Origin of the sequence: Mesorhizobium sp. LCM 4576 (assembly GCF_001854815.1) — a bacterium.
GTDB classification, from domain to species: Bacteria; Pseudomonadota; Alphaproteobacteria; order Rhizobiales; family Rhizobiaceae; genus Mesorhizobium; species Mesorhizobium plurifarium.
Genome location: NZ_MDDT01000041.1, coordinates 58,276 through 70,135 on the forward strand (window position 1 = coordinate 58,276; position 11,860 = coordinate 70,135).

At 60.5% G+C, this 11,860-nt stretch carries 11 protein-coding genes; 9 read left to right on the forward strand and 2 right to left on the reverse strand.

Annotation, left to right across the window (positions count from 1 at the left end; translation table 11 throughout):
* Positions 1-23: 23 nt before the first annotated feature.
* Complete coding sequence (locus LCM4576_RS22665) at positions 24-911, reverse strand: LysR family transcriptional regulator (protein WP_071034738.1); 888 nt, start codon at positions 909-911, stop codon at positions 24-26.
* Positions 912-1,027: 116 nt separating this feature from the next.
* On the opposite strand from LCM4576_RS22665, the gene LCM4576_RS22670 reads away from it, so the two are divergent.
* The 6 genes from LCM4576_RS22670 to LCM4576_RS22695 all read left to right on the forward strand — a co-directional run bounded on the left by LCM4576_RS22670 (position 1,028) and on the right by LCM4576_RS22695 (position 7,330).
* Positions 1,028-2,266 carry a MalY/PatB family protein gene (locus LCM4576_RS22670; RefSeq protein ID WP_244510879.1) on the forward strand — a complete coding sequence of 413 codons (1,239 nt, stop codon included), beginning with the start codon at positions 1,028-1,030 and terminating at the stop codon, positions 2,264-2,266.
* Positions 2,267-2,276: 10 nt separating this feature from the next.
* A complete protein-coding gene (locus LCM4576_RS22675) occupies positions 2,277-2,750 on the forward strand; it encodes a RidA family protein (protein WP_071034740.1) in 474 nt (157 codons plus the stop codon).
* 109 nt (positions 2,751-2,859) lie between these two features.
* Positions 2,860-3,876 carry an amino acid ABC transporter substrate-binding protein gene (locus tag LCM4576_RS22680; RefSeq protein WP_071034741.1) on the forward strand — a complete coding sequence of 339 codons (1,017 nt, stop codon included), beginning with the start codon at positions 2,860-2,862 and terminating at the stop codon, positions 3,874-3,876.
* A 112-nt stretch (positions 3,877-3,988) separates the two neighbouring features.
* A complete protein-coding gene (locus LCM4576_RS22685; protein ID WP_071034742.1) occupies positions 3,989-5,242 on the forward strand; it encodes an amino acid ABC transporter permease in 1,254 nt (417 codons plus the stop codon).
* A gap of 1 nt (position 5,243) precedes the next feature.
* Positions 5,244-6,533 carry an amino acid ABC transporter permease gene (locus tag LCM4576_RS22690; protein WP_083361470.1) on the forward strand — a complete coding sequence of 430 codons (1,290 nt, stop codon included), beginning with the start codon at positions 5,244-5,246 and terminating at the stop codon, positions 6,531-6,533.
* 5 nt (positions 6,534-6,538) lie between these two features.
* The gene (locus LCM4576_RS22695; protein ID WP_407067393.1) at positions 6,539-7,330 is read left to right on the forward strand and encodes an amino acid ABC transporter ATP-binding protein; all 792 of its coding nucleotides are present in this window, start codon (positions 6,539-6,541) and stop codon (positions 7,328-7,330) included.
* Between the two features lie 209 nt (positions 7,331-7,539).
* Here the strand turns inward: LCM4576_RS22695 and LCM4576_RS22700 are convergent, their stop codons facing one another.
* Positions 7,540-7,878, reverse strand: coding sequence for a carboxymuconolactone decarboxylase family protein (locus LCM4576_RS22700; protein WP_071034750.1), 339 nt, complete (start codon positions 7,876-7,878; stop codon positions 7,540-7,542).
* A gap of 426 nt (positions 7,879-8,304) precedes the next feature.
* Here LCM4576_RS22700 and LCM4576_RS22705 point away from each other — a divergent pair, with 426 nt between their 5' ends.
* The 3 genes from LCM4576_RS22705 to LCM4576_RS22715 form a co-directional block, all read left to right on the forward strand.
* Positions 8,305-10,089, forward strand: a complete 1,785-nt coding sequence (locus tag LCM4576_RS22705; RefSeq protein ID WP_071034744.1) for a hypothetical protein — start codon at positions 8,305-8,307, stop codon at positions 10,087-10,089.
* The gene (gene larC, locus LCM4576_RS22710) at positions 10,089-10,619 is read left to right on the forward strand and encodes a nickel insertion protein (protein WP_071034745.1); all 531 of its coding nucleotides are present in this window, start codon (positions 10,089-10,091) and stop codon (positions 10,617-10,619) included. The genes LCM4576_RS22705 and larC overlap by 1 nt, the downstream gene beginning before the upstream one ends.
* A gap of 15 nt (positions 10,620-10,634) precedes the next feature.
* The coding region (locus tag LCM4576_RS22715) for a LarC family nickel insertion protein (protein WP_071034751.1) at positions 10,635-11,860 on the forward strand (1,226 nt) is incomplete at its 3' end.

The following is an 11,860-nucleotide window of genomic DNA, read 5'->3' on the forward strand; positions in this document are numbered from 1 at the left end:
TTGAGCAATTCACCGGCAAGCGATTAGCGTCCCATTTCCTGGGCAAGCTTCAGGAAACCGTCGATGTAGGAGGTCGTCTGCTCGCCGCGCCGCACACCAAGGTTGATGCTCTTCTGGATCCCGGAATCTCCTAGGCGCAGCGCGCATATTGGCAGTCCGGATGCATCTTCCTGCAGGAGCCAATCAGGAAGGACCGTCACGCCCCTGCCCGCGCATACCAGTTGCAGCATCAGGTCGATGGTTTCAGCAGTGCGATGCTGACGGGGCCTGCAGTTCGCCGGGACAAGGAATCGGGTGTAGATGTCCAGGCGCTCCAGCGTGACGGGGACCGTAATTAACTCTTCGTCCAGAAGATCTTGCGGCTGCACGCGTTTTCGGCCGGCGAGTGGATGCGCCTCGTGCACCATCAGCACCAGCTCGTAATCGAACACGGGAGTGAACAGTAACTCCGGCGTCTCCACGGGGTCCGGCGTTATCAACAGGTCGATCTCGTAACCAAGAAGCGCTTCGACACCGTCGAAGCGGAAGGCGGTTCGCACGTCGAAGTCCACGTCGGGCCATTGTGTCAGATAGGGCGTTGCAATTCTCGTCAGCCACCGCTGGCAGGGATGACATTCCATGCCGACGCGAAGCGCTCCCCTCCTCCCCAGCGCGAAGTCCGTCAGGACGCGCTGCGCATGCTCCATCTGCGGCAAGACCCGCTCGGCAACCGTCAGAAGGTACTCGCCCGCCTGCGTCAACCGCAGTCCCCGTCCGGTCTTCATCCAGATCTTGATGCCGTGCCGTTCCTCGAACTTGGAGATCGTATGGCTCAAGGCCGATTGGGTGACGTTCAGCTTCTCCGCAGCCGCAGTGACGCTGCCCCGCCGGCTTACTTCCCTCAGGATCGCAAGGTGCTGTCGATCGACCATTATGATCTGCGCTCATCACTAAATGAAATCATACCATTTCCGCTCATAATGCGATGCCGATAACCTTCCGTCAATCGGCCCTGCCAAGGGCGGCTAATAGCCAGGAAGGAATTGCCGTGACGAAGCTTGCACTTGCCCATCAAATTGACCCGGAGCATGCGCGTGCGGCGTCGATTTTCGATGAGGTCGTCGACCGCAAGAACAGCAATTCCATGAAATGGGCCTATGCCAGCAAACTCCTGGCGCCGGACGAAGCTGCGGCCGATCCCTTGCCGATGTGGGTGGCCGACACCGACTTCAAGGCGCCTCAGGCTGTCATCGACGCGCTGCATGCGGCAATCGACCATGGCGTCTTCGGCTATCCAGGCGGCGCGACCGCGTCCTACGTTGACGCTGTCGTCGGCTGGCAGCAGCGACGTTTCGGTTGGGACGTCGCCAAGGAATGGATCCTGCAGACCTCCGGTATTATCACGACGCTGAAAACGGCGGTGCAGGCCTTTTCAGCGCCGGGCGACACCGTTTTGATCCAGCCGCCGGTCTACGCGCATTTCCACAACGATGTCCTGTTGAACGGGCGTCACCTGGCCTATGCGCCGCTCGAATTCACCGGCGATGGCTATCGCTTCAACGAGCAGACTTTCGAGGCTGCCATCCGCGCCAACACGAAGATCTTTATCCTGAGCCATCCACACAATCCTACCGGAAACGTCTGGTCCGAAAGTGAACTGCGGACGATGGGCGAAATCTGCGCCCGCAACGGTGTCCTGGTCATTTCCGATGAGATCCACGAGGATCTCATTCTCGATCCGGCCAAGAAGCACATCCCGTTCGCCTCGCTCGGCGAAGCGTTCGCCCAAAACAGCATCACCTGCACGGCGCCGAGCAAGACATTCAACCTGCCCGGTCTGCAGAGCGCCAATGTCTTCGTTCCGAACACGAGATTGCGGGAAGAGCTGCGCCGACAGTACGAGCGTAACGTCTTCGAACTGGTCAATGTGTTGGGGATGGTTGCCGCCGAAGCCGCCTATGCTCACGGCGAGCCGTGGCTGGAAGAGATGCTCGCCTATTTGCGGACCAATCACGCGCACTTCGCCAAGGCGATCAACGATGCGGATCCACGCCTCAAGGTCCTCCCGACCGATTCCCTCTACCTGGCGTGGATGGATTGCCGCGGTCTCGGCATGGATGCCGAAGCCCTGAACAAGTTCATGCTGACCAAGGCCCGTGTCTGGCTCGACAAGGGCCAGAAGTTCGGGGTCGAGGGGCATGGGTTCATGCGCGTCAATCTCGGCTGTTCGCGCGCGGTCGTCGACGARGCGATCGGGCGCATCATCGCCGCCGTCGCAGCGCTTTGAGGACGAGCCGATGTCTCAAACGATTGATAGTCGCCTGGCGGAGCTAGKGGCGGAACTGCCGGGAGCGGCAAGGTCCGTCGCAAACTACCTTCCGTTAGTGACAAGCGGAAGTCTCGCTCTCACGTCGGGCCAGTTGCCGCTCGCCGACGGCCAATTGACTGCGCAGRGTCTGCTCGGACGGGATCTCGACGTGGCGGCCGGAACGCTTGCCGCGAAACAGTGCGCGTTGAACATCCTCGCCCAGGCAAAGGCCTGTCTCGGCAGCCTCGAAAGGGTTGCCAGGATCGTCAAGATCACGGTCTTCGTCGCCTCGGCTGCCGATTTCACCGAACAACATCTCGTCGCCAATGGCGCGTCTGACTTTCTCGTCGATGTCTTTGGCGAGAAGGGCAAGCACGCTCGCTCCGCCGTCGGTGTAGCGGCGCTTCCGATGAATGCGCCCGTCGAAATCGAAGCCATCATCGAGATCACTCCAGAACAATAAACATCTTCGGTCCGACAAGGCCGAACAAGTGGGAACTCAACCGATCCAAGGGGCGGAGAATACGGCAAAAAAGCCACCGCTCCCGGATCACAAACCGGGAGAATGAAACATGAAAATGACGACCGCTCTTGCCACGATTGCAGCGGCAACGCTGACGGCCGGTATCGCTTCGGCCGRCACGATGGCCGATGTTCAAGCGCGTGGTAAGCTGAATTGCGGTGTGACCGGCGGCCAGGCCGGCTTCTCCGCTCCGGACGCGTCCGGAGCCTGGCATGGCATGGACGTGGATTACTGCCGGGCTGTCGCGGCTGCGGTCCTGAAAGATCCCAACGCGGTGACCTTCGTTYCCACGACCGGGCAAACGCGGTTCACCGCACTTGCCTCCGGCGAGATCGACATTTTGTCCCGCACGACRACTTGGACGTTCTCTCGCGATGTGGACCTGAAGTTCACGTTCGCGGGCGTGAACTACTACGATGGTCAGGCTTTCATGGTGCCCAAATCTCTCGGTGCCAAGAGCGCAAAGGATCTGAACGGTGCCACAGTTTGCATTCAGACCGGGACCACCACCGAGCTGAACCTTGCCGAATATTTCCGCAAGAACAACATGAAGTATGACCCGGTTCCMGTCGAGAACAACGGTGACGTCCAGCAGAAATATCTGGCCGGCGCCTGCGATGTCATCACGAGCGACGGGTCCGATCTTGCCTCAACCCGGTCGAGCTTCAAGGACCCGCAGGATCACATCATTCTCCCGGAAGTCATTTCGAAGGAACCGTTGGGTCCCCTTGTCCGCCAGGGTGACGATCAATGGGCGGACGTGGCGCGCTGGACCTTGAACGCGCTCCTTGCGGCTGAGGAGCTCGACATAACGTCCGAGAACGTGGAGAAGCTGTCCGCGGGCACGGACAATCCGGAAATCAATCGCCTGCTGGGCAAAGAGGATAAGCTCGGCGAAATGCTGGGCCTGGATCCGGCCTGGGCGAAACGGGCGATCGCAGCCGTGGGCAACTATGGCGAAATCTTCGCCAGGAACGTTGGCGACAAGACGCCGATTGGATTGGCGCGCGGACAGAACGCGCTCTGGACGCAGGGCGGCCTGATGTATCCGCTGCCGTTCCGCTGAAATCTTTCTCGAGGCGCGGGCTTGCCCCGCGCCTTTCGTTTTCCCCCCTGCAAGCCCACAACGCACAACCATACGCCGAAGGTAGCGCAGCGAACCTTCAGGGAGATCACTCATGGCCATGAAAAGCGCGGCTTCCCGCGAGCCCTTTCACCTGAGCATGCTCTTCAATGACATCCGTTACCGAGCCCGATCGATCCAGGTCATCGCGTTCATCATGCTTGTCCTTGCGGCTGCCTGGCTCGTCGACAACACGATCCACAATCTGGCTGCTCTTGGAAAGAACTTTTCATTTGGATTTCTCTGGRGCACGGCAGGTTACGACATCTCGCCGCACGCCATCGAGTATTCGAGCACGAGCACCCACGCCCGCGCCRCCATCGTCGGTTTGCTGAACACGCTGATCGTTGYGGCAATGGCCTGCGTGACCGCAACGGTCCTTGGCGTGTTGGCGGGCGTGCTCAGGCTTTCCAACAACTGGATCGTCRCTCGTCTGATGACGGTGTATGTGGAGAGCTTTCGCAATGTGCCGGCTCTGCTCTGGATCGTTGTTGTCGCCGCGATCATGTCGCAGGCTATGCCGACGCCCAGCGCATTCCGCGGCGACAATCCTACGGCCTCCATGGTCCTGTGGGGCAGTGTCGCCATCACCAACCGCGGCATCTACCTGCCAGTTCCTGATTTCTCCCGCAGCCTGGGCCAAGGGAGTGGCACATTCGGCGCGCTTGACCTCAACTACGCGGCAATCCTCGGCGCGCTCGCGCTTTCGCTTCTCGCCCATCGGAGCCTGGTCAGACACGCGCAACGCATCCAAAGCGCAAGCGGGCAACGTCCGGCCACGTGGTGGAAAAGCCTGTGCGTGTTTGCGCTGCCAATGATCGCTCTGCTCTACGCGTTGGGTTTCCATCTTGAGTATCCGGCCCTGAAGGGGCTGAACTTCACCGGTGGCCTGTTATTGCGCAATTCCTTCATTGCGCTCTGGATCGGGCTCAATGTCTATAGCGGCGCTTTCATTGCCGAAAACGTTCGTTCCGGAATTCTTGCGATTTCCMGGGGGCAGACGGAAGCCGCTCACGCGCTTGGGCTTTCTCCAGGTCRTACGATGCGGCTCGTGATCCTGCCGCAGGCCTTGCGGATCATCGTGCCGCCGCTGATTTCGCAATACCTCGACATCACCAAGAACACCTCGCTTGGCCTGGCGGTCGGCTACATGGATCTGCGCTCGACGCTCGGCGGTATCACCATCAACCAGACCGGTCGAGAACTGGAGGCGATGCTTTTGATGATGCTGATCTACGTCAGCATCAGCCTGACCATCTCGTGCGTCATGAACGTCTACAACAGCCGCGTCAGGCTGCAGGAGCGTTAAGATGAACCTGCACAACGTATCCTGGGTGCGCCAGGAGATGGTTCTCGCTTCGGCAAGGCCGGTCAGCCAACATGGTCCGCTGGAGTGGATGAGGAAGAACCTCTTCGATGGGTGGCTCAGCACCCTGCTGACCGTAGCGTCGTTGTCGGCCATCGCGTGGCTCGCCATGRCCATCGCTCCCTGGCTTGGCAATTCCATCTGGAAAGCCAAATCGCTCACCGAATGTCGGCAGCTCCTCGACGGAGCGCCAGGCGCGTGCTGGGGTGTCATTCGCGACCGTTGGCCGCAACTTCTGTTTGGCTTCTATCCTGCGGATCTTTATTGGCGCCCGGTTCTCGCCTTCGCACTGCTGTTGGCGGCGCTGGCGCCGGTTCTGTTCCGCGTCCTGCCGTCTCGCACGCTCTGGTTCAGCGCCGTCTACCCGGGCCTTGCGAGCTGGCTGATCTGGGGCGGAAGCCTGTGGTTTCCCGTTGCCGCGTATCTCGGCTTCGCCGTCGCCGCCRCTCTGTTCACGTCGACAGCACGCATCAGTCGAGGGCTTGGCGTGAGCATCGCCATTCTCGGCGCAGCGCTCTGGTGGATTTACTCCGTCCAGCCGTTTTCATCAGGTGCAAATGATGTCGTTCCGATCGCCCTCGAGGCTGTCCCGTCGCGCGAGATCGGCGGATTTCTGCTGTCGATCATCATCGGCGTGACTGGAATCGCAATGTCGTTGCCGCTCGGGATCTTGCTCGCGCTTGGCCGTCGCTCCAGCCTGCCGCTTATTCAGATGCTAAGCGTCATGTTCATCGAATTCATTCGTGGCGTGCCGCTCATCACGCTGCTGTTTACCGCATCGCTGCTCTTGAACTACTTCCTGCCGCCCGGYACCAACTTCGACCTCATCCTGCGCGTGGTGATCATGGTGACGCTCTTTRCCAGCGCTTACATGGCCGAGGTCATCCGCGGGGGCTTGGCCGGTCTGCCACGCGGCCAGTATGAGGCCGCGGAAGCTCTGGGCCTGGATTATTGGAAGGCCCAGCGTCTCATCATCCTGCCGCAGGCGCTCAAGATCTCCATTCCCGGGATCGTGAACTCGTTTATCGGTCTCTTCAAGGACACGACGCTTGTCATGTTCATCGGTCTTCTCGACCCCATCGCCCTTGCCGCGGCCATCCGCGCCAACACGGAGTGGCAAGGTATCTACTGGGAACTCTTCATCTTCATCGGGGCTGTGTTCTTCATCTTCTGCTTCGGCATGTCGCGATACTCGATGTATCTCGAGCGCCGGCTGAAGACGGATCATCGTTAGGAGAAATGCGCATGACGAAGACGCTACGTGGCCTTTCGCGCGAAAACCGCCGCGGTCTTTCAGAAACGGCCGTCGAGATTACATCCATGAACAAGTGGTACGGTGATTTTCATGCCTTGCGAGACATCGATCTGACTGTGCGCCGTGGAGAGCGGATCGTCATTTGCGGGCCATCCGGCTCCGGCAAATCGACCATGATCCGCTGCATCAACAGGCTCGAGGACCATCAGTCGGGCGAGATCATCGTCGACGGCATTGAGTTGACCAACGACCTCAAAAAGATCGAGGAAGTCCGTCGCGAAGTCGGGATGGTGTTCCAGCACTTCAATCTCTTTCCACACCTGACTATCCTCGAGAACTGCACCCTCGCCCCGATCTGGGTCCGCAAGGTACCAGAAAGGCAAGCCCGAGAGATAGCCATGCATTTCCTCGAGAAGGTCAGGATACCGGATCAGGCGCATAAGTATCCGGGCCAGCTCTCGGGCGGTCAGCAGCAGCGCGTGGCGATCGCGCGGTCTCTGTGCAYGAAGCCACGTGTAATGCTGTTCGATGAACCGACTTCGGCTCTCGATCCGGAGATGATCAAGGAAGTGCTCGATACGATGATTGCGCTTGCCGAGGAGGGCATGACGATGCTCTGCGTCACTCATGAAATGGGTTTTGCCCAAGCGGTGGCAGACCGTGTGATCTTCATGGATCAGGGCCAGATCGTGGAGCAGAACGAACCGAAGGCATTCTTCAGCGCGCCGCAATCGGAACGCACGCGCACCTTCCTCGGGCAGATCCTGGGCCACTGACCAAGYCGTCAGCGAGGTGGAGCACCGGCGGCAAGGAGCGAGCGGGCGACCTAGGATCCGCAGCAGAGAGATAACCAGCCTCCCCCAAGAGAGACCCAAGAGAGGGAGAAGGCCTCCTGCAGTGCGAGATAGAGGGTGATGCGCGCTTGGGTGCTGGCGGAGAAGGATCGTATGCGCCCTTCCCCGGCCTTGTTTGCGTGCTGAGACTATCAGCCGTTAGCGGTATCGAAGGYATCCAGAACGCGCGAGGAATAGACCAGAGCCGCTCCCGCGTTCAAAGCGATCGCCACGCCAAGCGCTTCAGCGATTTCCTCGCGCGTTGCRCCAACTTTTGCAGCTTCGGCGGTGTGGCTCGCAATGCAGCCGTCRCAGCGTGTCGTGACCGCGACGGCAAGCGCGATCAACTCGCGGGTCTTGGCGTCCAGCCGGGCGGTCTTGTTGCCTGCACCACCGAGCGCCCGAACCCCCTCAAGGGTGGCGGGGGACAGTTGCCCCAGCTCACTCACGCGCGACGACAGTTGCTTCCGGTATTTCGCCCATTCGAGCATTCGAAACTTCTCCATGAAATCGGGACCACGATCAGGCAAATACGTGAGGCATCACCTGGATCCCCCGCAGGCATATCCAAGAACCTCCATCAGCAGAAATGGCATCTTCTCACGCAGTCATGAGCAGGCGTCATCCGATCGGGCGCTTCGCATCTGCGTCCATAGGCGCCTTGCGTATTGCCCAGGCGAAGCCGTTATGAAGACCGCTCATGAACTCATGAAATATTGCCGTTTAACGATCATAATGCGACCGTGCTATTTCTTTCGCCAGCGCCGCCGCCATGACGCGGGAACAAACCTTGCGGCAAGACAACGCCCGGCAGGCGGACGCTTCAGCTACGAAACGGCGCCCCGACCGGTTCGAATTACAAGCTTTCGAAATCCGAGAACGCCACTCGTCTGGCCGCCACAGGGAGAGACCAAGTAATGACGAATGCGTCTGCACAACGGGAAAGGGTCATCCTGGCGTCGGTTATGGCTGYCAACGCCAATCCCGGCTGGCTGACCAGCGACCGCGTCGAGGCGCTGACCGGCGGGCACGGGATGCTCAATATTCCGGTCGTTGCTGCATGCAACGTCATCGCCGCTGAACTTCGTCGTGGCGTGAGCCCGGAGGTCAAATTCGCCGACGCGGTGCGCCAACCCATCGACGACCTCCTGGCAAAGAGCATCGCTGTTGCAAAGGCAGCGGGTGCTGACGGCGCGAATGCGGCGCTGATTGCGGCAACCCTCCTCTATCTGTGCGGCGCAAATGCGCAGGTTGGCATCCCCGCCGGCAACCGCAAGCTCGGTTCTTCTGCGCGGATGATTGCGGGGGTGAGCCGCTCAGGCCTTGCGGCAGTGCCCACGGCCAAAATGAACAACAAGATCTCGGGATTCGCGGCTGTTGCCGCGGTTTACGATGCCATGATGAAGGGAGAACTTTCGCCGATTCAAGGCCGCGACATCCCGGAAGGCGTTGGCGGCGGGGTGATGGTCGGCCACGGAGCGCTCGGCGAGGATTTCATCTTTCCCGGCATGGCCGAAAGAGGCGCAGCGATCGGAACCAAGGCGATGATGGATGCCATGTCAGGTGCTGGCATGCCCAGCCAGAAATTCCTCTCCRCACTTTTCGGTGCGGCAGCGGTCCTGGAGATCATCCACCCTGACGCCGACGTGGCGGAAGAGTACGGGCCCTATGGCAAGGTTACCAGCGCCTTTGTTGCCGGACGATCCGCAGTCCGCACCGCCGGCCTGCCGGAGAAAGTGCATGTCCGCATCACCGGCAAGGAAGTCGAGACGGCGCGGCTGATCGGCGATCTCGGGCTGATCCTCAAGGATATCGGYGGACCCACTGTGATCGGCACCATGGCGCTGGATGAAATCATTTCAGTGTTCGAAGAGGGAATTTGCGGCGCGGGTGCAGGCCCCGTCAATCCGCCGCTCGGCCACGTCTGCGGCGATGCGGTCATCGCGCTGATGTGCCTGTTGCAAGACGGATCGACGGAACAGAGCGTAGCGCGGGCTCTGCGCGATCGACGGCTCGGCTTCAGCTTCGACCCGGAGACCGCAATGATGGCGATGAACATCGTTGCCCGAAAGGCGACCCAGATTTGCACCGGGCCGGTGACCRAAGCGCTGATCATGTCCTCCACTCCCATGGTCACCAAAGCTCTGCATGCCCGCGCGGCGCGCAGCTATGACGATCTGATGGCCGGTAGGAGCGTGGCTGAAATCGTCCGCGCGATGGACGAAGAACGTCAGCTTCTGGTGGAGGCGCGGGGCTCGGAATTCCTGAGCAAGGTAAAGGGCACCAATATCAAGGTTCATTTCACCAGGATCGGCAAGGGAGCCCGCCGATCGAGCAAGATGGCAGCGCGTTGGCTTGCCTTCGATCCGGCGCTCGATGCCGAGGTGACCGTCGGTGACAAGACGATCCACATGGAAGGCATCATCAACGCTGTCATTCCGGAAGTCGCGCAGGGGATAGGCAAGGAACGCGCGCCGTTTCTGACGGCGCTTGCGCCCATTGCAAGCGAGCTGCTGCTCGCCGGCAATGTGATCATGAACGTCACCATCCCCGCCGTGGTCGCAGCCGCGATGGGCAAGATGAACGCTTCGGACGCCGCCAATGAGGCGCAGTCAGCAGGCCTGATTTCCGCAGGTATTCCCGGTACGAAGGCCAAGGCGGAGGCTGCGGCTCTGGTCGCAGTCGAATCCATGGCGCTCTGATGGCAGGCGGCGTCATTCTCCTCATGGCCCAGATCGACGATGCGCCCGGCGAGTTGCTCGGGCATGTCATCGACAAGATGACCGTGATGGGCGCCAAGAATGTCCAGCTCCTTTCCAGTCTCGGCAAGAAAGGCCGGCCAGCCTATGTGCTGTTGGTCGACATCAACGCCGAGGACGAGCCGGAATTCGCCTCCCTTCTCGTTGGTGATTTGGGCATTTGGGGCTACCGCGTTCTCGAATCCCAACACAAGCACTTCGACATTCGGCGCTACAAGACGCAGCTCGAACTGWAGTGGGCGGGAGGAGAGGTTAGTTTCCCGCTGCGCCTCAAACGCATCCTTAACGACGGAATGTTCATGCKGGCAAAGGCCGAACACGACGATCTTGTCGCCATATCCGCGCAGATGAGAGACCTTCTGCCGGTCTCGGTGGCAGTGCTGAAAGGGGCGATTGAGACCACCATTGGATCGACTGAGCCGGGCGAGACCTTGCGCGTCGATCTGTCCGGTCTGCAGCTTGCGGGCCGATAAAGGATGGAAGGCCCGATGCATATTCATCTTGATGTCTTGGGCGGCATTGCCGGCGATATGTTTGTAGCCGCGATGTTGGACGCCTGGCCCGATCTGGCTGAAGTCGTGCAAAACAATCTTCGTCTTGCCGGTTTGGAAGACGACGTAGAGGCTGTGGTGCATCCGCATGACGACGGCGTGYTGACCGGCAGCCGCTTCGATGTCACGAAGATGGGCTCCGAACAGGCAACCGCCCGACCTCATTGCGGTCACCATGCTCATGGGCACGCCCACGAGCATGATGACCATGACGAGCGGCATGGCCAACATCATCATGAGCACGTCCATGACGAGCACCATGGCCACCGTCATCACACTCATTGGCGCGACCTTCGTGCGATGCTTGAGGGAAGCCGCTTGGACGAGACTGTTAAGCGCGCAGCCATCGCGATCTTCCGTGAGCTCGCCCTGGCCGAAGCCGCGGTTCATGGCAGGGACRTCGATGACGTGACCTTTCACGAAGTCGGCAACTGGGATTCGATCGCTGACATCGTAGCCGCGGCGACACTGATCGACGCAGTGGGCGAAGCAAGCTGGTCGGTCGGATCGCTCCCGCTCGGGCGCGGCTGGGTGGAGACTGACCACGGCCGGCTGCCTGTTCCAGCTCCTGCCACGACCCTGTTGCTGCGCGGATTTGCCTTTCATGACGACGGTCGCGTGGGCGAACGCATCACGCCGACAGGAGCGGCTATCCTGCGCTATCTCTCTCCCTCGACCAGTATCGGCTCCTCCCCCCATGTGCTCGATCGCACCGGCATCGGCTTCGGCACGCGGCGCTTCCCCGGCATGAGCAACGTGCTTCGCGTTCTGGCCTTCACGGCTGAAGCCGCAGTGCAGGATCGCGTCGGTGTCATCCAGTTTGAAATCGACGACCAGACAGGCGAGGAATTGGCGGCCGGCCTTGATCACATTCGTGCAGCCGAAGGCGTCATCGATGTGACCCRGTCGCCGGTCTTCGGCAAGAAAGGACGGATGATGGCTTCCGTTCAGGTTCTCACACGGCCAGATGCGATCGAGGCAATCGGTGCGCTATGCTTCCGACAGACCACGACACTTGGCCTACGCAGCCGCACGGAGGCGCGCACCATCCTGCCGCGGCAGGCAGTCACGACCAGCGATGGGATGAGGGTGAAGCTAGCCGATCGCCCCGGCGGGCCGACTGCCAAGGCAGAGATGGATGACGTGGAAGCCTTTCGTCAGAG

What these genes read in the sequence shown, in the direction of transcription:
- LCM4576_RS22665 (WP_071034738.1), bottom strand. Translation starts at nt 911, where the DNA reads ATGGTCGATCGACAGCACCTTGCGATCCTGAGGGAAGTAAGCCGGCGG.